The following is a 19,546-nucleotide window of genomic DNA, read 5'->3' as shown; positions in this document are numbered from 1 at the left end:
CGCCTCGCTCCCCGGGTAGGAGTCGAACCTACGTCGCTAGTCCTGATTCAAAGTCAGGCGGGCCCTGCCGGCAGACCAACCGGGGAACGTTCCGGGCCGAGCCCGAAACAGGGGCACCAGACTACGCATCGACCGGCGCGGGCGGCGTACCGGTGGCGGCGCGGCCCGACGAGGTCCGACAGGGACGTGCGGGGAACCGGCGGGTCAGTCGTCGACGAGCAGCGCCGCGATCACGGCATCGGTGCTCACCAGGTGGTGCTCGGTGCCGGGCCACACCTCGTGGGTGGCGCGGGCCAGGAAGTCCAGGACGTCGGCGGCCGGTGCCTTCATGAGCGCCTGACCGTCGGGCGAGGAGAGGGACAGCATGATCACGGCCCTGCCCTCGGCGTCCACCGACGGGAACACGTGCACGTCACCCTCGCCCGCGGGCTCGGACACCCCCTGGAGCAGCAGGTCCCGGCCGAACAGCCAGACCACGTCGTTCCCGGCCTCGAGGAACACCAGCGTGACGGCGTACGGGTCGTCCCGGTCGTAGCGGAGCTCGGCCTCGGCGACGGCCGGGGGCTGGGAGCCGAGCAGCTCCAGGGCAAGGGGTTGGACGACGACGTGGGGGGCGGTGTTCATTCGGGGGCTCCGTGGATCCTCACGTCCGACCCGAGGGCCGGACGAGAAATGTGCCGTTCTGGGGAGGGCGCATCTTGGTGACCGAAGGATTTCGGACCGCGCCGTGGTCGATGTTCTCAACTGGCTCGGCGGAGCGCCAGTGCGGTCTGCCTGATCCGCCCGTCATGCGTAGAAAGACCCCCACCCATGTGACCTATCCGTGACCCCCCAGAGGAACTGGCCTAGTCATGTCGGGCCATCTCCGACCACCCGAACTGACCAGTAACCGGAGCGGCGGGTCCTCCTCCGGACCGCGGCCCCTCGCTGCAGCCACGCCGGACAGGCGCACCCATCGCCACTTGCCAAGATGGAAAGTGAGTCATATTGTTTCCATCATGGAAAGCAATGGCGATCGCGACTCCCTGCGGGAGCAGCTCCGCGAGATCGAGCGCGGGGAGCTGGTCTCGTGGGTGGTCTATCCCCCCACCCCGGTCTGGTGGACGGTGGGGTTCGGGCTGTGGGCCGCGGCGTTCGCGCTGGTGGTCGGCCTTCTCGACGGGTTCGTGCAGTCGCTCGCCCAGCTGGGCCTGATCCTGGCCATGTTCGCGGCGATCGCGTGGGACCGGCGTCGGCGCGGGACGTATCCCAGCGGCCTCCCGCCCCGTGACTTCCGCCGGGCGATCCTCACGATGGCGCTCGGAGCCGCCGCCGTCGCCGGCGCGGCCTGGCTGATCGGTGAGCAGGTCGGCACGTGGTGGGCTGCCGCGACCGCGGGCGTCGGCGCGGGGGTCGTCGTCGCGTGGTACGAGCATGAGTACGCCGCCATCGCGGCGCGCCTTCGTGAGCGGCTGCTGTGACACCACCCCCCTCCGCCCTCGACGGCCTGGACCCGCTCCTCAACGCGCCCAAGAGGCTGGCCATCATGGCCGTGCTGACCGGGTCGACGTCGTCGGACTTCGCCTTCCTGCGAGAGCACCTGGGCGTCAGCGACTCCGACCTCTCCAAGCAGGCAGCCGCCCTGGAGGCAGCCGGCTACGTGAGCGTCACCAAGAGCGGGCGCGGTCGGGGCGCCGTGACGGCGTACCGGGCCACGAGGCTCGGGCGGCGCGCGTACGACCGGCACCGCGCCACCCTCCGGGGCCTCCTCGGCGAGTGAGCCCGGCGGGGCCGGACGCAGCGCTCAGCGAGCGGCCATCCGTGCCCTGAGGACGTCACGCTTGTCCTCGAATCGCAGCGCCTGCTTCTCGAGCTCCTCCATGAACTCGGCCAGCTCGGTGCGGGCCTGCTCGCCCTCGGCGTCCAGGCCCTCGATGTCGAAGACGTTCCAGAACCGCAGCACCGGCGCGACCACGTCGTCGCGGTGCTGACGCAGGTCGTAGACGCCGGCGACCGCCATCTGCACCGCCTTGCGCTGGAAGCCCTCGATGTCGGTGCCGGGCATCGCGAACGTCTTGACCACGTCGGTGATCGCCCGCATCGTCTGGTTCGGCGCGAGCTCGAGCGCCCCCTGCAGCAGGTTGCGGTAGAAGATCATGTGCAGGTTCTCGTCGGCGGCGACCCGGGCGAGGAGCGCGTCGGCGACCGGGTCGTCGGTGAGCTTTCCGGTGTTGCGGTGCGAGACCCGCGTGGCCAGCTCCTGGAAGGAGACGTAGGCCAGCGACCGCACCAGGTCCTGGCTGTGCGCGGACTCGTAGCCGGTGGACATGTGCTGCATGCGCAGCTGCTCCAGCTCGGTCGGGTCGACGGCCCGCGAGGTCAGCAGGTAGTCGCGGATCGCGATGCCGTGCCGGCCCTCCTCGGCGGTCCAGCGGTGCACCCAGTCGCCCCACGCGGCGTCGCGACCGAACAGCAGCGCGATCTCGTGGTGGTAGCTGGGCAGGTTGTCCTCGGTCAGCAGGTTGACCACCAGGGCGGACCGGGCCACGTCGGACATCGGCGAGTCCTCGGGCGACCACGGGTCGCCGTTGAGCGGACCGTCGAAGTTGCGGCCGTCGCTCCACGGGACGTACTCGTGCGGGAACCAGTCCTTGGCCACCTTCAGGTGCCGGTTGAGGTTCTCCTCCACCACCTGCTCGAGCTCGAGCAGCAGCTGGGTCTGGGTCATGGTCGCGCTCATGGCGTCTCCCTCCGCAGGCCCCGGATGAACCCGCCCTTGCCACCGTAACGACCGGGGAAGCGGAACGCGACCCTGGCTCACGCCGGGGCCAGCACCTCGACCCGGTTCCCGTTGCCGTCGGCGGTGTAGAAGCGGCGGTAGCCGGGGAAGTCGTCGTCCCAGGTGACCGGGAAGCCGGCGGCCGCCACCCGGGTGGCCAGCGCCTGCAGTGCCTCGACGTCGTCGACCAGCAGGCCCGGATGCGCCTTGGCCGCCGGCGTGAACCGTTGCTCCACACCGACGTGGACCTCGAGGTCGGGCCCCCGGAACCAGCAGCCCCCGCGCGCGGCGAGCACCGGCGGCTTCTCGACCTCGGGCAGCCCGAGCGCCTCGCCGTAGAACCGGCGGGCCGCGTCCTCCCCGCCGACGGGGCAGGAGACCTGGACGTGGTGCAGCTTCATCTTCATGGACGACCTCCGTGTCGGGGCTTCATCTGGGCCACTGCGAACACCCGCCGGAACGGCAGCACCACGCCGTACGGTCGGGCCGGGTAGGCCTCGCGCAGCCGGCGTTTGAGCTCGGCCTCGAAGCGGGGCCGCAGGTGCTCGGGCAGGGCGGACAGGGTCGGGCGGGCACCGGTGCCGGAGACCCAGGTGAACACCGGGTCCTCCCCGGTGAGCACGTGCAGGTACGTCGTCTCCCAGGCGTCGACCTCGCAGCCGAGACCGGTCAGCGCCTCGAGGTAGACCTCCGGCCCGAACGCGTCGGGGACCGCGACACCGGCCGTGTGAGCGGCGTACGGCTCCTCGGCCGCGAGCTCGCGCCGGATCACGTGGCTCGGCTCGTCGAAGTTGCCGGGCACCTGGAGGGCCAGCCAGCCGTCCGGCGCCACGTGCCCGACCAGGCCGCCCAGCAGCTCGAGGTGGCCGGGGACCCACTGCAGCGTGGCGTTGGAGACGAGCACGTCGACGGGACCGCCGGAGGGCGTCCAGCTCCGCACGTCGCCGACCTGGAAGGCCACGCCGCTGCCCGGGTCGTCGCGCCGCGCCGCGGCGACCATCTCCGGCGAGGAGTCGACGCCGAGCACCGACGCCTCCGGCCAGCGCCGCGCGAGCAGCCGGGTGAGGTTGCCCGGACCGCAGCCCAGATCGACCACCGTCCGCGGCGAGTCGGCGGCGACCCGGGCCAGCAGCTCGACGAACGGTCGCCCCCGCTCGCCGGCGTAGGCCAGGTAACGCTCCGGGTCCCAACGGTCCTGCGGCACGATCCACCCCCCACTCTCTTGACGTCAAGATACCTTGCCGGGGCCGGTGCTGTCATATGTCTCGATATCAAGAATCTCGATGAGTACGATGGCCTCATGCAGGACGAGGTGGACCGACTGGTCGAGGCGTGGGCGCGCGAGCGCGCCGACCTGGACCTCGGGCCGATGGAGGTGCTCAGCCGGGTCAGCCGGCTCAGCCACCACCTCGACCGGGCGCGCCGGCAGGCGTTCACCGAGCACTCGATCGAGTCCTGGGAGTTCGACGTGCTCGCCGCCCTGCGTCGCGCCGGAGCGCCCTACGAGCTCTCCCCCGGCCGGCTGCTCAAGGAGACGCTGGTGACCAGCGGCACGATGACCAACCGGGTGGACCGGCTCGCCGCCCGGGGTCTGGTCGAGCGGCTGCCCGACCCCCGCGACCGGCGCGGGGTCCTGGTCCGCCTCACCCAGGAGGGTCGCGACACCGTCGACGGCGCCCTCGCAGGGCTGCTCGCCCGCGAGCGGGACCTGCTGTCCGGGCTGGCGCCGGCGGAGCAGAAGCGGCTGGCCTCGCTGCTGCGGACCCTGGTCGCCCCGTTCGAGACTTCCTGACGCCGGCTCCCGCTAGGGCTGGGCGACGGCCCGCTTGAGCAGGACGACCGGCCAGGCGACGAGGTCTCCCTTCTTCAGGGTCAGCCCGACAGCCTCCCAGCCCTGCGAGCCGAGCACGTTGAGCCGCTCCGGCACCACGCCCTCGGACTGCTTCTTGACCCCGGCCGCGTCCTCCAGGGGCACGAGGAGGTACTCCCACTGCTGCATGCCACGAGACTCCGACACCGCGGCATCGTGGTCAATGGGCCGACCGGGGAGCCGCCGGGCTCCCCGCGGGCCAGCCCTTTTCACCCGACCGGGGCGAACCCGGGCACCCGGCGTGGCGGACGACACCGGCGGTGGGGGCCTCATTTGCGGATCGCCGGGTACGGGACCGGTCCGGACGAGAAGGAGGAACCGAGTTGGAGCCCATCCCGGAGACCCGCGAGTCGATCGGCGAGCTGCGCCGCTACGGCGGTGAGGAGCTCGTCGACGAGCTCACCCGCATGGGCGAGGCCGCGGAGCGACTGGTCCCCGGCCTGGTCGGGCTCAGCCTGGCCCTGGTGCAGGACGGGCTCACGTTCACGCTGGTCTCCACCGACCCCGAGGTGGCCGCCCCGGACGCGGTGCTGCGGGTCGGCGAGGCGCCCTGCCGCGACGCAGCGGCCACCACGGTCACCGCCGAGGGCGCCGCCCAGTGCCCCGAAGGCCGCCCCGACGACGTGTTCTCCGAGGCCCGCTGGCTCGCCGACGCCCAGGCACAGGCCGCGCACGGCGTCTGCAGCACGCTCTCGCTGCCGATCCTGACCGGTGAGGAGGTGATCGGCACCGTGAACCTCTACGCCTCCAGCAGCGACGCCTTCGCCGGGGACCACCAGGTCCTCGCCGACGCGCTCGGTGCCAGCGCGAGCACCGCGATCACGAACGCGGACCTCTCCTTCGAGACCCGGCGCGAGGCGGGCGCCACCACGGCGCGGCTGCGCGACCTGGACACCATCAACCAGGCCGTGGGCTACCTGTCGACGGTCCACGGGGTCGGTACGGCGGCGGCGCGGCACCTGCTCAACGGCGCGGCCGCCCGGGCCGGCATCACCCAGGGCCAGGCCGCGGCCGCGCTGCTGGCCGTCCGCCGCTGACCGCTGACCCCGGCGTCCCCGGTCACTCCAGGACGGCGGCCGCCTCGAGCCACTCCTCCTCCAGGGCCGCCTTGCGGGCGGCGACCTCCTGGAGCTCGGCGTTCAGCTCCGCCAGCTTCTCGTAGTCGCTCGCGTGCTCGGCGAGCGCGGCGTGCAGTGCCGCCTCGCGCGCCGCGGCCTTCGCCAGCTGCCGGTCGATCCTGGTCACCGCCTTGCGGGCCTCCCGCACCTCCTGGGCGCTGCCCCCGGGCGCGGCCGTGCCGGACCCGGCCGCCGGAGCCGAAACACCTGCGGAGCCGGCCGAGAGCCGCAACGCCTCCTCGCGCCGCTCGAGGTACTCCTCCACCCCGCGCGGCAGCATCGAGATCTTCCCGTCGTCGAGCAGGGCCCACACCGAGTCGCACACCCGCTCGAGGAAGTAGCGGTCGTGGGAGACCACCACGAGCGTCCCGGGCCAGCCGTCGAGGAAGTCCTCGAGCACGTTGAGCGTCTCGATGTCCAGGTCGTTGGTGGGCTCGTCGAGCAGCAGCACGTTGGGCTCGGAGAGCAGCAGCCGCAGCAGCTGGAAGCGCCGCCGCTCGCCTCCGGACAGGTCCCCCACCCGGGTGGTCAGCCGGTCGCCGGTGAAGCCGAACCGCTCGAGCATCGAGGCCGCGGTCACCTCGCCGCCGGCGACCCGGGTCACGCGCTTGATCCGCTCGATCGAGGGCAGCACCCGCTCGTCGGGGTCGATGCCGTGCTCCTTCGACGGGTCGTCGTGCGCCTGCGTGAGGTGCTCGAGAGCCACCGTCCGGCCCCGCTTCACCCGACCCGCGGAAGGCTCCAGGGTCCCGGCGAGCAGCCGCAGCACCGACGTCTTGCCGGCTCCGTTCACGCCCACCAGACCGACCCGGTCGCCGGGCCCGAGCCGCCAGGTGGCGTGCCGGAGCAGGGTCCGGGACCCGCGGGAGAGGTCGACGTCCTCGATGTCGATGACGTCCTTGCCGAGCCGCTGGGTCGCGAACTGCTGGAGCTCGTAGGGGTCGCGCGGCGGCGGCTCGTCCTCGATCAGCGCGCTGGCGGCGTCCATGCGGAACTTCGGCTTCGAGGTGCGCGCCGGCGCCCCGCGCCGCAGCCAGGCCAGCTCCTTGCGCATCAGGTTCTGCCGGCGGCTCTCCGTGGCGGCCGACTGCCGCTGGCGCTCGGCCTTGGCCAGCACGAAGGCGGCGTACCCGCCGTCGTAGACGTCGATCACCCCGTCGTGCACCTCCCAGGTGGTCTGGCACACGGCGTCGAGGAACCAGCGGTCGTGCGTGACCACGACCAGGGCGGAGGTACGCCGGGCCAGGTGGCGGGCCAGCCAGGCGACGGCCTCGACGTCGAGGTGGTTGGTCGGCTCGTCGAGGATGATCAGGTCGTGCTCGTCGAGCAGCAGCCGGGCCAGCGAGCAGCGGCGCCGCTCACCACCGGAGAGGTCGCCGACGACCCGGTCCAGGGTGACGCCGGCGAGCAGCACCTCGACCACCTCGCGGGTGCCGGCGTCCGCCGCCCACTCGTGCTCGGCGCGGTCGCCCAGCACGGCGAGGCCGACGGTCGCCGCCGGGTCCAGGTCGTCGCCCTGCGTGAGGAAGCCGAGCCGCAGGCCGCGGTTGCGCGAGACCCGCCCCTGGTCCGGCTCCTCGAGCCCGGCGAGCACCCGCAGCAGCGTGGTCTTGCCGTCGCCGTTGCGGCCGACGACACCGATGCGCTCCCCCGCGCCGACGCCGATGCTGACCCCGTCGAGCAGCGGGCGGATGCCGTAGGACTTGTGCACCCGCTCGAGGCTGACCAGGTTCGGGACGCTCATCGCGGTCCTCCGATCCGTTCGACGCGGGCACCGGGGACCGGCCCCGAGGTGACGACCACGGGGCCGTAGCCCCTCTCCGCGAGCTCGCCGGCGACGTAGTGCGCGTGGCCGGAGCCGTCGCAGAGGAACAGGCAGCTGGGGCCGGAGCCGGAGAGCAGCGCGGCCACCGCGGTGCCGGCCAGCCCGGCCCCCAGCATCTCCTCGATCTCGGGGTGCAGCGTGACCGCCGGCGTCTCGAGGTCGTTGCGCAAGGTGTGGCCCAGCCGGAGCACGTCGTGGCTGCGCAGCGCCTCCATCAACGGCTCGGGGATCGCCGGCTCGGCGACCTGGTCCGAGGCGTGCAGCGCGTCGAACTGCCGGTACACCTCGGGCGTGGCCAGCCCGAAGTCCGCGCCGAGCACCACCCACCAGTATTCCCCGGGTGCCATCGCCGGGACCACGACCTCGCCGCGCCCGGTGCCCACGGCGGTGCCGCCCAGGAGCGCGAACGGCACGTCGCTGCCCAGCTGCGCGGCCAGCCCGACCAGCTCCTCACGGGCGAGCCGCAGCTCCCACAGCGCGTCGCAGGCGACCAGCGCGGCGGCGGCGTCGGCGCTGCCGCCGGCCAGTCCGCCGGCGACCGGGATGTTCTTGGAGATGTGCACCGCCACCGCCTCGTCGACACCGTGCCGCCGGGCGAGCAGCTGCGCCGCCCGCACCGCGAGGTTCGACTCGTCGGCCGGCACCTGGTCCAGCGGCAGCCGCTCGTCGCCGTCCACCGTGACGACGTACGACGGGGCCGGACGGACCGTGACCTCGTCGCGCAGGCCGATCGCCTGGTAGACGGTGGCGAGCGGGTGGAACCCGTCGGCCCGCACCCGGCCGACGCCCAGGTGCAGGTTGATCTTGGCCGGGGCGGACGCGGTGACCCAGCCGGGACCGGTGGTCGCGCTCACGACGCGGCCAGCCCTTCGGCGATCCGGGCGAAGTCCTCGACCGCGAGCTGCTCGCCCCGGGCCTGCGGGTCCACCCCGGCCCGGGCCAGCGCCGCCTCGGCGGCCTCGGCGGAGCCGGCCAGCAGCTTCAGCGTGGAGCGGAGCGTCTTGCGGCGGTGGGCGAACGCGGCGTCCACCACCGCGAAGACCTCCTGGCGGGTCACCGAGACCGCGGGCGGGTCGCGGTGGGTCCAGGCCACGAGGCCGGAGTCGACGTTGGGGGCCGGCCAGAACACGGTGCGTCCGACCGCGCCGGCACGGCGTACCTCGGCGTACCAGGCGGCCTTGACCGACGGCACCCCGTAGGTGCGCGAGCCGGGTGCCGCGGCGAGCCGGTCGGCGACCTCGGACTGCACCATCACCAGGCCGTGGCGCAGCGAGGGCAGCAGCGCCATCAGGTGCAGCAGCACCGGGACCGAGACGTTGTAGGGCAGGTTCGCCACCAGCGCGGTCGGCGGCGGCCCGGGCAGCCCGGTGATCCGCAGCGCGTCCGCGGTGACCACCTCGAGCCGGTCGGCCTGGTCGGGGGCGTAGGTCGCCACCGTGCCCGGCAGCGCCGCCGCCAGCACCGGGTCGACCTCGACCGCGACCACGTGCCTGACCGTCTCGAGCAGGGCCAGGGTGAGCGAGCCGAGCCCGGGGCCCACCTCGAGCACGACGTCGTCGGGGCCGACGCCGGAGGCACGCACGATCCGGCGCACGGTGTTGGCGTCGATCACGAAGTTCTGCCCCCGCTGCTTGGTGGGGCGCAGGTCCAGCGCGGCCGCGAGGGAACGCACATCCGCCGGCCCGAGAAGCCTCGGACCGGCGGATGTCATGTCGTCGCTCACCCGGGTGAGCCTAGACGGGGTCGCAGCACCTACTGCGGCAGCCCCAGGGACTGCGAGCAGGCCGGCCAGGAGCCGTAGCCGCCGTTGGCGTCACGGACCTTGGTGGCGATGGCGATCTGGGTCTCGCGGCTGTTCTGGTGCGGGTACCCGGAGCCGCCGTACGCCCGCCACGTGGACAGGTTGAACTGCAGCCCGCCGTAGTAGCCGTTGCCGGTGTTGATGGCCCAGTTGCCGCCGGACTCGCACTTCGCGAGCTGGTCCCAGACGGTGCCGCCGCTGGCGTAGTTCGCGGCGGGCGCCGCGGCCGGAGCCGGGGCCGGCTCGGGAGCCGGGGCCGGCTTGGGGGCCGGGCGGTCCTTGGTGCCGACCTTGGTCAGCGCGTCGACCGGCTTCCGCAGCACGACCACCTTGAGGGCCTTGCGGTCGGCGACCTCACCGTTGCGCAGCGTGACGCGGTACAGCACGCGACGCAGGCCGGCGTGGCCGGAGCGCACGGTCTCGGACTGCCCGTCGTACATCGAGGCGTCGCTCTTGGTGACGCTGTCGAAGCCGATGCTCTCCCGCGCGGTCCGCTTGACCTTGCGGATGTCGGTGAACACGATGCGGTCGCCGTCCTCGAGGGTGGCGTCCACGCCGGGCTTGACCTGGTCGAGCTTGTCGACCTTCACGCCGAGCTCGATGAGCGCCTCACCGACGGTGAGGGCGGTGACGTTCTCCGTGCGCGGCTTCTTGCCGGCGATCTGCACGGTGAGCTTCTTGGGGGTCACGACCTCGAGCGCCATGCCCGAGCGGTCGATGTCAGCGCCGCGGCTGGTGGACAGGTCCGCGTTGCGGTAGTCCAGTCCCAGCTGGTCCAGCGCCGAGGTGACGTCGGTGGCGGTGACCCAGTAGCGGGTCTCGTCCCCGTCGAGCGTCACGTCGAGGGGGCGGGCGTACTTGACGCTGACGGAGGTTCCGTCGTTGACAGGGGTGTCCACACCCGGCACGACCACGTCACGGTCGCCCACCTCGATGCCTTCGCTGGCGAGGACGTCGCCGACGGTGCTGCCCAGGACGGTGACGTCCCGCTGCTGCCCGTCGACCGTGAGGGTCACGTTCTTGCTCATTGCCGCGTATCCGGCGCCGGTGGCCACGACCGCCATCGCCACAGCGGCGACGAGTACGGCGAGGGCCTTCTTGCTTCTGGTCAGCAGTGCGATGCGACTCCGCACATCTCTCCCATGGTGGTAATCCCCGGGCCGCGGGAACGACACCCACCGCGCGGCCGGCGGACCGGTCCCCCCAACGCAGCGCCCCGCCGGCAACCTCGATCCCGGTCGTTCGTGGGATCTCGAGCGGTCGCCGCGGGGCTTCCAAGGTGTCGTCCGAGAACTTCCCCGCTCCCGGCCAACAGTTACAAGACCATAACGGCCGGCTCTCCCGGGGCCAAAAAAACGTGACCTATACGTCGGGTATATCCGGTTTTGGGGTGTCCCAACTCACGTATTCGCGCGATCTGTCTAGCCCCAATGGCCACCGAAGGCCGCCGAGGTGTTCGCATCCACCGCCCGGCACAGCCCCTCGAGATCCGCTCCGCGCACCTGCGCCATCGCCCGCATCGTGAGCGGCACCAGGTAGGAGGCGTTCGGCCGACCACGGTACGGCGTCGGGGTCAGGTACGGCGCATCGGTCTCGACGAGCACCCGGTCCGAGGGCGTCACCCGGAGCGCCTCGCGCACCGGCTCGGCGTTCTTGAACGTCACGGTGCCGGCGAAGGAGAGCCAGGCGCCGCGGTCCAGGCAGGCGCGGGCGAAGGCGGCGTCCCCGGAGAAGCAGTGCATCACCACCCGGTCCGGCACGCCCTCCTCGTCGAGCACCCGCAGCACGTCGTCGTGGGCGTCCCGGTCGTGGATCACCAGCGTGCGGTCCAGCCGCTTGGCCAGGTCGATGTGGCGGCGGAACGAGTGCTCCTGCACTGCCCGGCCCTCCTCCCCGGTGCGGAAGCGGTCGAGGCCGGTCTCGCCGACGGCCCGGACCCGGTCGTCGGAGGCGGCGAGCGACTCGATCTCGGCCAGCGCCTCCTCGAGCAGCGCCTCGCCGCCCTCGGCGTACAACCGCGGTGCCTCGTTGGGGTGCAGCGCGACGCCGGCCACCACCGCGTCGTACGTCGTCGCGGTCCGCACCGCCCAGCGGGCCCCCGGCAGGTCGCAGCCGATCTGCACGATCCGGGTGACCCCGACCTGCGCCGCGGACGCCAGCGCCTCCTCGGTGTCCACCCGGGGGCCGGGACCGGCCTGGTCGCGGGCGATGTCGAGGTGGCAGTGGTTGTCGGCCACCGGGTGCGGCAGCGGCTCGGGAGCCGGCGGCAGGCTCCGGTCCCGCTCGGCGCTCACGGCAGCGGCCCGGTCGCCGGGGGCGGGGTGGGGCCGCCACCGGGCGGCTTGTGCACGGCGTCGTAGACCTGCCGCTTGGGCAGCCCGGCGCGCCGGGCGACGTCCAGGATCGCCTCCTTGCGGGTCGCGCCCTCCGCCTCCTCCTCCGCCACCAGGGCGGCCAGCGAGACGGGGTCGGTCGGCAGGTCGGTGCCCGACGGCGCCCCGGACACCACGATCGTCACCTCACCGCGTATCCCCTGGGCGGCCCAGTCGACCAGGTCGGCCAGCCGGCCGCGGCGGACCTCCTCGTGCGTCTTGGTCAGCTCGCGGCACACCGCCGCGGCCCGGTCGTCACCGAACGCGGCCGCCATCGCCTCCAGCGCGGCGGCGGTCCGGTGCGGCGCCTCGAAGAACACCATGGTCCGCGGCTCGTCGCCGAGCCCGGCCAGCCGCCGGGACCGCTCGCCGGCCTTGCGAGGCAGGAACCCCTCGAAGCAGAACCGGTCCACCGGCAGCCCGCTCACCGCCAGCGCGGTCAGCACCGCGGACGGCCCGGGCACCGCGGTCACCGGGAGGTCGCGCTCGACGGCGGCCGCCACCAGCCGGTAGCCCGGGTCGGAGACCGACGGCATCCCGGCGTCGGTGACCAGCAGGACCCGGTCGCCGGCCTCAAGGGCCTCGACCAGCGACCCGGTCCGCGCCGCCTCGTTGCCCTCGAAGTAGGAGACCACCCGGCCACGCACCACCACGCCGAGGTCCGCGGCCAGCCGCTTGAGCCGGCGGGTGTCCTCGGCGGCGACCACGTCGGCGGTGGCGAGCTCCTCGGCCAGCCGCGGCGACGCGTCGGCGACCCGGCCGATCGGGGTGGCGGCGAGCACGAGCTGACCGGTGCGGGTGTTCACGGGGCGATCCTCTCAGTCCCTTTCGTACAGTTGCCCTGTGCCCACGACCCAGGTCCCCGAGACGCCGGCTGCCGAGGCGGCGCCCCGGCGCACCGTCGGCCTGTCGAGCACCGCCGACCACCGCCCCGTCCCGAGCGCCCGACGACGGCTGGTGCCGCTGCTGCGCAACGACGACCGGTTCGCCGGCTGGGCGGTCACGATCGCCATCACGATGCTCGCCGGCTTCCTGCGGCTGTGGCACCTGCGGCGCCCCAACCAGTTCCTCTTCGACGAGACCTACTACGCCAAGGACGCCTGGTCGCTGCTGCACCACGGGTTCGTCACCGGCTACGTCGACAAGGCCGACGAGAAGATCGTGGCCGGGCACACCACCGGGCTGTTCACCGACTCGCCGTCGATGATCGTGCACCCGGAGGTCGGCAAGTGGTTGATCGCCCTGGGCGAGCACTTCTTCGGGATGAACTCGCTGGGCTGGCGGGTGGCCTCCGCGGTCGTCGGCACCCTGATGGTCCTGGTGATGATCCGGCTGGTCCGGCGGCTCACCGGTTCCACCCTGCTCGGCGGGGTCGCCGGGTTGCTGCTCTGCTTCGACGGCATGCAGCTGGTGCTCTCCCGCTCGGCGCTGCTCGACATCTTCGAGGCGTTCTTCATGCTCTGCGCGGTCGCCTGCCTGGTCGCCGACCGTGACTGGGGCCGGCTGCGGCTGGCCCGGCTGGTGCCGGCGGGCCACCGCACCGGCGCCGACGACTGGGGGCCGGTGCGGTCGATGCTGTGGCGTCCGTGGCGGCTCGGCGCCGGGATCTTCTTCGGCCTCGCCTGTGGCACGAAGTGGTCGGCGGTCTACCCGCTGGCGGCCTTCGGCCTGCTGGTGTGGATGTGGGACGCCGGGGCGCGCCGCTCGATCGGCGTACGCCTCCCCCGGCTGCGCTCCTTCGTGGCCGACGCGCTTCCGGCCTTCGGCTACCTGGTGATCGTCGCGCTGGTGGTCTACGTGCTCACCTGGACCGGCTGGCTGCTGCACGCCGGAGAGTACGAACGGACGCTGTCCAACACCCAGTACGGCGCCTACTGGGGCAACTATCTGAAGACCGACGCGAAGGGCTTCTTCGGCGAGGCGATCCAGTCGCTGCGCTCGCTGTGGAACTACCACCAGGACGTCTACACGTTCCACCGCGACTTCCTCAACGACGCCAAGCACACCTACCAGTCCAAGCCGCAGTGGTGGCCGATCCTCAACCGTCCGGTCGGGATGCAGGCCGAGCTCGGGATCAAGCCCGGGGTCGACGGCTGCGACGCGCCCGCGGACAGCACCTGCCTGCGGCAGATCCTGCTGCTCGGCACCCCGGCGCTGTGGTGGGGCGGCGTGCTGGCGCTGTTCTACGCGGTCTACGCGTGGGTGTGCCGGCGCGACTGGCGCTTCGGCCTGGCCCTGGTCGGCTTCGTCAGCACCTGGCTGCCGTGGGTCCGCGACGACGAGCGCCCGATCTTCTCCTACTACTCGATCCTGATGCTGCCGTTCACGGTCATCGCGATCACGCTGCTGCTCGGGGTCGTGATGGGCAGTGCCCGCGCCTCGTCGTCGCGGCGGCTGTGGGGCACGGCGGCGGCCGGGGCGTTCGTGGTGCTGGTGGTGCTCAACTTCGCGTTCTTCTGGCCGATCTGGACCGGCCAGCTGATCACCACCCCGGACTGGCTGGACCGCATCTGGTTCCGGCAGTGGATCTGACGGGATGCGTCGGTGACTAGCGCGACGGGGCCACGCTGCGACGCATCACCGTGTTCTTCAGTCCCTTGGGCCGGATGAAGTCGAAGCCGGCGCGCTCGTAGACGGCCTTCGTGCCGTTGTAGAGGAACGACGAGGACAACCGCCGCTCACCCGGAATGTGCGGGTAGCCCTCGACGATGCCGCCGCCCGCCTGAGCGATCAGCGCGAGCGCACCCTCCAGGGCCACGGTCACCAGACCCTGCTGGCGGAACCGCTTGTCGACGAAGATGCAGGTGATCCGGTAGTCGGGCTCGAGGTCCTGCTCGGCGAGGTACTGCTTGCCGTGGTGGATGTCGGGCAGCTCCGCCGGGGATCCGTACTCCGCCCAGGCGATCGCCTCCTCGCCGTCCTCGCCCTCGCGGACCACCAACGCCGCATGGGCGATGCCCTCCTCGACCAGGCACTTCTTGAACGCGCGGTTGCCGTCGTAACCGGAGACGTGGTCGTCTCGCTCGGCATGGAACTTGACGCACCAGCACCCGCCGAAGATGCCGTTGTGCCGCTCCACCAGCGCAGCGAAGAGGTCCCACGTGTCCGCGGTCAACGACTTGATCGTCGTGGGACCGGGGTCCTGGGTCGCCATGACGCCGACCGTACCGGGCCGGCGACCTGCGCGGATCGGTTCCGGGACTGTCCAGGGCAGCTGCTCAGTGCGCCTCGAGCTCGAAGAACAGGAAGCAGATGAAGGAGCGGCCGTCCGCGTTGGGCAGGAGCTCCGCCGGAGTGTCTGCCGCGGGCGGCGGCTCGGTGACCGTCCTGATCCGGAACCCCGCGTCGATGAACGCGTTGACGACGTCCTGAAGGGGCCGGTGCCAGTAGGTCATCCAGACGGTTCCCTCGCCGAAGTCGTAGTCCTCGGAGTACTGGGTGAGGGCGAAGTAGTCGGCCTCGGGGTACACGATCGCGTAGACCGTGGGGTGGATGATCGAGCCGATGAGCCGGCCGCCGGGTTTGAGCACGCGCCGCAGCTCGGCCAGTGTCGAGGCCCAGTCCTCGACGTAGTGCAGGGACAGTGACGCCATGACGAGGTCGAACGCGTCGTCGGCGTAGGGCAGGGGCGCACCCAGGTCTGCGACTCTCACGTCTGCGTCCTCACCCAGCCTTCGGCGGGCCAGCTCGACCATGGACGGGCTGAGGTCGAAGCCGCGCACGACCGCTTCCTGGGCGCGCAGAGCCTCCATCAAGGGACCTGACCCGCATCCGGCGTCGAGGATCTCCAGGCCCGCGACGTCACCAGCGAGACGAAGCATCTCCGGACGCGCGTAGTAGGCGTTGAAGAGGTTGCTCTCGTTGCTGGCCGAGTACGCGGCCGCGAAGCTGTCGTAGTCGGCGACAGGGGCAGCGGGCTTGCTCACCGAGTCAGGCATGACGGGTTTCTACCCCGGTCGCAGGTGTGCGCCAAGTTCGCCCGGTGTGTCCCAGTCCCAGCCTCGCCGGCGAAAGGGGCAAAACTGGCGAACCGTGTGCACGTGCGGCCCGGTTGCCGCACGCTGGAGCGGTGGCCCTGTCCCCGTGACCGTGCCGCTCCGCTCAGGTAAAGCCTCCGCCGGAACGCGTCATGGGTGCAGGGTCCGCACGTCTCCCTGTGGGAGGCCCGCGGTGGTGGGAGCTGTGACCACCGCGGGGCAGGAAGAGCTGACGAAAACGTGGGAGAGGCAGGAATTGCGATGTTTCGCGCCAGACAGGGTCGCCCCGGCTCGTACGACGCCGTCGACGAAGCGGTGCGCGGCGACGTGACCGGCCGCTCGAACACCGCGGGGGAGCTGCGGTCCGCGCTGCGCTCGCGGGGGCTGAACATCGCCTACCAGCCGATCATCAACCTGCGCACCGGCAGGATCGTCGCGATGGAGGCGCTGGCGCGGTGGACCACGCCGTCGGGCGCAGCGGTCTCCCCCGACGTGTTCATCCCGATGGCCGAGGAGTCCGGTCTGATCGGCGAGCTCGGTGCGCAGATCCTCACCATGGCGGTGCGGGACGCCGCGACCTGGCAGTCCATCGCCCCCACCGGCGTCCGCGTCAACGTCAGCGCGCACGAGCTCCGGACCCGGTCGTTCTACAGCGACACCATGCGCACCATCGACAAGGTCGGGCTCGACCCCGCCCTGCTCGGGCTCGAGGTCACCGAGTCGGTGCTCCTCGAGGAGAGCAGCGAGGCGGCCGAGACGCTGGGCCGGCTCCGGCTCGCCGGCATCTCGTTGATGCTCGACGACTTCGGCACCGGTGACAGCTCGCTGAGCCACCTGCAGCGCTACCCCGTCATCGACATGCTGAAGATCGACCGGTCCTTCCTCGAGCAGGAGGCCGGCGGCGAGGAGATCATCCGGGCGATCATCGGCCTCGGACGCGCCTTCGATCTCAAGGTCTGCGCCGAGGGCGTCGAGAACGCCACCCAGCACTCCCGGATGGTCGAGCTCGGCTGCGACTTCGCGCAGGGCTACTACTTCGCCCGGCCCACCACGCGCGAGATGGTGCCCAAGATGCTGCAGGCGTGGGCGCCGTTCCTTCCGGTGAGCACGCAGGTCTGAACGTCGCGGCCGGACCACCCGGGACAGCCGGGCGTCAGGCCGACGGGCCGTCCTGGTCCGGGCGGGTCGCCGGGTCCTCCGGGATGTTGTCCGGCAGCACGACCGGTCCCGCCTCGGCCGGCCGGGGCCGGTCCTGGGGGTGCAGGCGGATCGCCAGCAGCGCGATGTCGTCCTCCGGCGCGTCGGGCACCAGCCGGCGTACGAGCTCGTCGGCCATCTCCTGCAGCGGCAGCTCGCGCAGCTCCGCGACCGTGCGCTCGAGCCGCTCGATCCCGAGGTGGAGCTCCTCGAAGCGGCGCTCCACCAGGCCGTCGGTGTACATCAAGAGGGTGGCGCCGCGCTCGAGCAGCAGCTCGCTCTCCCGGCGCTCGGTGCCCGTGAGCACCCCGAGGAGCAGGTCGTGGTCGGCCAGCAGCCGGGTGCCGCCCTGCGCGTCCACGATGACGGCCGGCGGGTGCCCGGCGTTCGACCAGCGCAGCCGGGTGATCCCCGCGGCCAGGTCCTCCTTGGACTGCTCGAGCCGCGCCACCACCGCGGTCGCGGTGGTGTCGAGGCGCAACGTCTCGATCGCGTGGTCGACCTGGTCCAGCACGCTGGCCGGGGAGTCGCCGCTGGCCACCGCGATGCCGCGGAGCAGGTTGCGCAGCTGGCCCATGGCCGCGGCGGCCGCGAAGTCGTGGCCCACGACGTCCCCCACCACGAACAGCGTGGCGCCGTCGGGCTGCATGAACGCGTCGTACCAGTCACCGCCGACCTGGGCGGCGCTCGAGGCGGGCACGTAGCGGACCACCACCTCGACGTGGTCGGGCTGCACCGGCTCGGTCAGCAGGCTCCGCTGCAGACCCTCCGACATCTGCCGCTCCAGGCCGTAGGTCTGGGCCAGGCTCAACGTGGTGCTGGCGCGCCGGCCGACGTCGACCGCGGTGGCCAGCTCGGCCGGCGACATCGGCGGCCGGCCGGCGCCGCGGCACAGCGTGATCGTGCCGATGACCGTGCCGCCGTTGAGCAACGGCAACGCCGCCACCGACTCCAGGTCGAGCTGGTCGAGCAGCCGGCGGGCCTCGGGGTCACGGAGGGTCTTGTGCGCGAAGTCGACGGCGCCGGACTCGAGCACGAACGGGCGTCCGGAGTCGAAGGCGGACAGCGACCCGTCCGGGTCGGCACGGCCGACCAGGCGGCGCTCGGTGAAGCGCTCGGTCACCTCGCGCAGCTCCGGGTCGTGGTGCCAGCACTCGACGTCCTCGAGCCGTCCGTCGGCACCGACCAGCGAGACCATCGACCAGTCCGCGAGCCGCGGCACGACCACCCGGGTGAGGCTGCGCACCGCGTCCTCGGGCTCCAACGAGCCGGACAGCAGGTCGCTGGCGGCGGCCAGCAGGTTGACCAGGTCGGCCGAGGCGGTGGCACTCTCGGCCGCCTCGTGCTGCTCGGTCGTCTCGTACATCGCCCCGACCAGGCCGACCGGGGAGCCGGCCAGGTCCGCCAGCGTCCGGCCCCGCACGACCACCCAGCGGGTGACCCCGTCGGCCCCGAGCAGGCGGAGCTCCGCGGCGTAGTCCTCGCGGGCCTCGACGGCGGCGTACATCGACGGCACGAAGAGCCCCCGGTCCAGCGGGTGGACCCGACGCTCGAGCTCCTCGAGCCCGAGCACCTGCGGGCCGACCGGCAGCCCGAACATCGACATGGTGCGCTCGTCGGCGTGCAGCTCGCCGGGGCCCAGCTGCCACTCCCAGCTGCCGATCCCGCCGGCCGAGATGGCCACCCCGAGCCGGAACTGCGCCCGGTCGCGCTCGGCCACTGCCGCGGCGCGCTCGAGCTCCGCCACCACCGCGGGCGCGAGCTCCTCCAGCACCGCGACCTGGTCCTCCAGCCACGCACGGGGCTCCGGGTCGAACACGCAGAGTGCGCCGATCACCCGGTCCTCGTCGTCTCGCAGCGGCACCCCGAGATAGGCACCGACGGAGCCGGAGGTCACCGGCTCCAGCAGGCACACGCGCGCGTCGGCATCGGCCCGGTCCACCACCAGCGGCCGGCCGGAGGCCGCGGTCACGGTGCACAGCGACTGGCCTAGGGGTGAGGGCAGCTGACCGGGTACCGGCCTGCCGAGACCGGCGCCGGCCGCGACCAGCTGCGCGTCCGAGAGCAGCGACACCTGTGCGGAGCCGGTGCCGAGCAGCCGCGCGGCAAGCGCGCAGAGCCGGTCCAGGGTGGCGTTGCCGGCGGTGGCCGGGAGCAACCGGGTGACCGCCGCGAGCCGGCCGGGGTCGCCGAGGTCGATGACCAGGGGTTCCGTCCGGGGGACGACCACCACCCGGTCCCGAGCAGTCGCGCTCTCGTCCACCGGTCCACCGCCTCGTAGGGATTACAGACAACCGCCCCCCGCTCCGTGGAGGAGTCGGAGGGCCATGTCGGGCCCCCAGCCTACCCTGGCCACCGCCGCCGGCGCGTCCTCTGCTCCGCCGGACCGCCCGGGCGAGGGAAGCCCTCGCTCCATCATGGCACCCCGCTGCGTCACGGGCCCCCGACGTCGGGGTGGCTTCCATGACGGCCAGATGACCAGTCCGTCATACAACGGCTTCGGCGTCCCACCAGGCCGACTCTTGTCCCGACAGTGCCCGATCGGCGAGGAGTGAGGCACATGCGCGGACAGTGGATCGATGCGTCGAGGGTGGCCACCGAGGGTGGCCCGGGGGGACGGGGGACGGC

At 72.5% G+C, this 19,546-nt stretch carries 20 protein-coding genes and 1 tRNA gene; 6 read left to right on the top strand and 15 right to left on the bottom strand.

Annotated elements, in window-relative coordinates; translation table 11 throughout:
* Positions 1-7: 7 nt before the first annotated feature.
* Both H9L09_RS13570 and H9L09_RS13565 read right to left on the bottom strand, forming a co-directional pair.
* Positions 8-86, bottom strand: a tRNA-Gln gene (locus tag H9L09_RS13570).
* A gap of 118 nt (positions 87-204) precedes the next feature.
* Entirely contained in the window at positions 205-624 is a 420-nt protein-coding gene (locus H9L09_RS13565) for an SsgA family sporulation/cell division regulator (protein ID WP_187577432.1), read from the bottom strand.
* A gap of 374 nt (positions 625-998) precedes the next feature.
* Here H9L09_RS13565 and H9L09_RS13560 point away from each other — a divergent pair, with 374 nt between their 5' ends.
* Positions 999-1,460 (top strand): hypothetical protein, encoded by a 462-nt coding sequence (locus tag H9L09_RS13560; RefSeq protein ID WP_187577431.1) that lies wholly within the window; start codon positions 999-1,001, stop codon positions 1,458-1,460.
* Positions 1,457-1,759 (top strand): transcriptional regulator, encoded by a 303-nt coding sequence (locus H9L09_RS13555; protein ID WP_246456017.1) that lies wholly within the window; start codon positions 1,457-1,459, stop codon positions 1,757-1,759. The genes H9L09_RS13560 and H9L09_RS13555 overlap by 4 nt, the downstream gene beginning before the upstream one ends.
* A gap of 24 nt (positions 1,760-1,783) precedes the next feature.
* Here the strand turns inward: H9L09_RS13555 and H9L09_RS13550 are convergent, their stop codons facing one another.
* From H9L09_RS13550 to H9L09_RS13540, 3 genes are all read right to left on the bottom strand, one after another.
* Positions 1,784-2,719 carry an acyl-ACP desaturase gene (locus H9L09_RS13550; RefSeq protein WP_187577430.1) on the bottom strand — a complete coding sequence of 312 codons (936 nt, stop codon included), beginning with the start codon at positions 2,717-2,719 and terminating at the stop codon, positions 1,784-1,786.
* Positions 2,720-2,796: 77 nt separating this feature from the next.
* Complete coding sequence (locus tag H9L09_RS13545; protein ID WP_246456015.1) at positions 2,797-3,165, bottom strand: VOC family protein; 369 nt, start codon at positions 3,163-3,165, stop codon at positions 2,797-2,799.
* Positions 3,162-3,962, bottom strand: coding sequence for a trans-aconitate 2-methyltransferase (locus tag H9L09_RS13540; RefSeq protein WP_187577429.1), 801 nt, complete (start codon positions 3,960-3,962; stop codon positions 3,162-3,164). The genes H9L09_RS13545 and H9L09_RS13540 overlap by 4 nt, the downstream gene beginning before the upstream one ends.
* 96 nt (positions 3,963-4,058) lie before the next feature.
* On the opposite strand from H9L09_RS13540, the gene H9L09_RS13535 reads away from it, so the two are divergent.
* Complete coding sequence (locus tag H9L09_RS13535) at positions 4,059-4,550, top strand: MarR family winged helix-turn-helix transcriptional regulator (RefSeq protein WP_187577428.1); 492 nt, start codon at positions 4,059-4,061, stop codon at positions 4,548-4,550.
* 12 nt (positions 4,551-4,562) lie between these two features.
* On the opposite strand, the gene H9L09_RS13530 is transcribed toward H9L09_RS13535, so the two are convergent.
* Positions 4,563-4,775, bottom strand: coding sequence for a hypothetical protein (locus H9L09_RS13530; protein ID WP_187577427.1), 213 nt, complete (start codon positions 4,773-4,775; stop codon positions 4,563-4,565).
* Between the two features lie 176 nt (positions 4,776-4,951).
* On the opposite strand from H9L09_RS13530, the gene H9L09_RS13525 reads away from it, so the two are divergent.
* Positions 4,952-5,665: a GAF domain-containing protein gene (locus H9L09_RS13525; RefSeq protein ID WP_187577426.1), complete on the top strand. Its 714-nt coding sequence runs from the start codon at positions 4,952-4,954 to the stop codon at positions 5,663-5,665.
* Positions 5,666-5,687: 22 nt separating this feature from the next.
* On the opposite strand, the gene H9L09_RS13520 is transcribed toward H9L09_RS13525, so the two are convergent.
* From H9L09_RS13520 to rsmI, 6 genes are all read right to left on the bottom strand, one after another.
* Positions 5,688-7,490 carry an ABC-F family ATP-binding cassette domain-containing protein gene (locus H9L09_RS13520; protein ID WP_187577425.1) on the bottom strand — a complete coding sequence of 601 codons (1,803 nt, stop codon included), beginning with the start codon at positions 7,488-7,490 and terminating at the stop codon, positions 5,688-5,690.
* Positions 7,487-8,425 (bottom strand): 4-(cytidine 5'-diphospho)-2-C-methyl-D-erythritol kinase, encoded by a 939-nt coding sequence (locus H9L09_RS13515; RefSeq protein ID WP_187577424.1) that lies wholly within the window; start codon positions 8,423-8,425, stop codon positions 7,487-7,489. Before H9L09_RS13515 ends, H9L09_RS13520 begins: the two co-directional genes overlap by 4 nt.
* Entirely contained in the window at positions 8,422-9,282 is an 861-nt protein-coding gene (gene rsmA, locus H9L09_RS13510) for a 16S rRNA (adenine(1518)-N(6)/adenine(1519)-N(6))-dimethyltransferase RsmA (RefSeq protein WP_187580883.1), read from the bottom strand. The genes H9L09_RS13515 and rsmA overlap by 4 nt, the downstream gene beginning before the upstream one ends.
* Positions 9,283-9,323: 41 nt before the next feature.
* Positions 9,324-10,505, bottom strand: a complete 1,182-nt coding sequence (locus H9L09_RS22480; protein WP_281390715.1) for a resuscitation-promoting factor — start codon at positions 10,503-10,505, stop codon at positions 9,324-9,326.
* 288 nt (positions 10,506-10,793) lie between these two features.
* Positions 10,794-11,666, bottom strand: a complete 873-nt coding sequence (locus tag H9L09_RS13500; RefSeq protein WP_187577423.1) for a TatD family hydrolase — start codon at positions 11,664-11,666, stop codon at positions 10,794-10,796.
* Positions 11,663-12,550, bottom strand: a complete 888-nt coding sequence (gene rsmI / locus H9L09_RS13495; protein ID WP_187577422.1) for a 16S rRNA (cytidine(1402)-2'-O)-methyltransferase — start codon at positions 12,548-12,550, stop codon at positions 11,663-11,665. Before rsmI ends, H9L09_RS13500 begins: the two co-directional genes overlap by 4 nt.
* 37 nt (positions 12,551-12,587) lie before the next feature.
* Between rsmI and H9L09_RS13490 the strand changes: the two genes are divergently transcribed.
* The gene (locus tag H9L09_RS13490; protein ID WP_187577421.1) at positions 12,588-14,276 is read left to right on the top strand and encodes a dolichyl-phosphate-mannose--protein mannosyltransferase; all 1,689 of its coding nucleotides are present in this window, start codon (positions 12,588-12,590) and stop codon (positions 14,274-14,276) included.
* Between the two features lie 16 nt (positions 14,277-14,292).
* On the opposite strand, the gene H9L09_RS13485 is transcribed toward H9L09_RS13490, so the two are convergent.
* Complete coding sequence (locus H9L09_RS13485) at positions 14,293-14,898, bottom strand: GNAT family N-acetyltransferase (protein WP_187577420.1); 606 nt, start codon at positions 14,896-14,898, stop codon at positions 14,293-14,295.
* 64 nt (positions 14,899-14,962) lie between these two features.
* Positions 14,963-15,682 carry a class I SAM-dependent methyltransferase gene (locus H9L09_RS13480; protein WP_187577419.1) on the bottom strand — a complete coding sequence of 240 codons (720 nt, stop codon included), beginning with the start codon at positions 15,680-15,682 and terminating at the stop codon, positions 14,963-14,965.
* 300 nt (positions 15,683-15,982) lie between these two features.
* On the opposite strand from H9L09_RS13480, the gene H9L09_RS13475 reads away from it, so the two are divergent.
* On the top strand, positions 15,983-16,840 hold the full coding sequence (locus H9L09_RS13475) for an EAL domain-containing protein (RefSeq protein WP_187577418.1): 858 nt from the start codon (positions 15,983-15,985) through the stop codon (positions 16,838-16,840).
* 34 nt (positions 16,841-16,874) lie between these two features.
* Here the strand turns inward: H9L09_RS13475 and H9L09_RS13470 are convergent, their stop codons facing one another.
* Positions 16,875-19,181, bottom strand: a complete 2,307-nt coding sequence (locus H9L09_RS13470; RefSeq protein ID WP_187577417.1) for a GAF domain-containing SpoIIE family protein phosphatase — start codon at positions 19,179-19,181, stop codon at positions 16,875-16,877.
* Between the last annotated feature and the right edge of the window lie 365 nt (positions 19,182-19,546).

The organism is Nocardioides mesophilus (assembly GCF_014395785.1).
GTDB lineage: Bacteria > Actinomycetota > Actinomycetes > Propionibacteriales > Nocardioidaceae > Nocardioides_B > Nocardioides_B mesophilus.
This window is presented reverse-complemented; position numbering and strand designations above follow the sequence as displayed.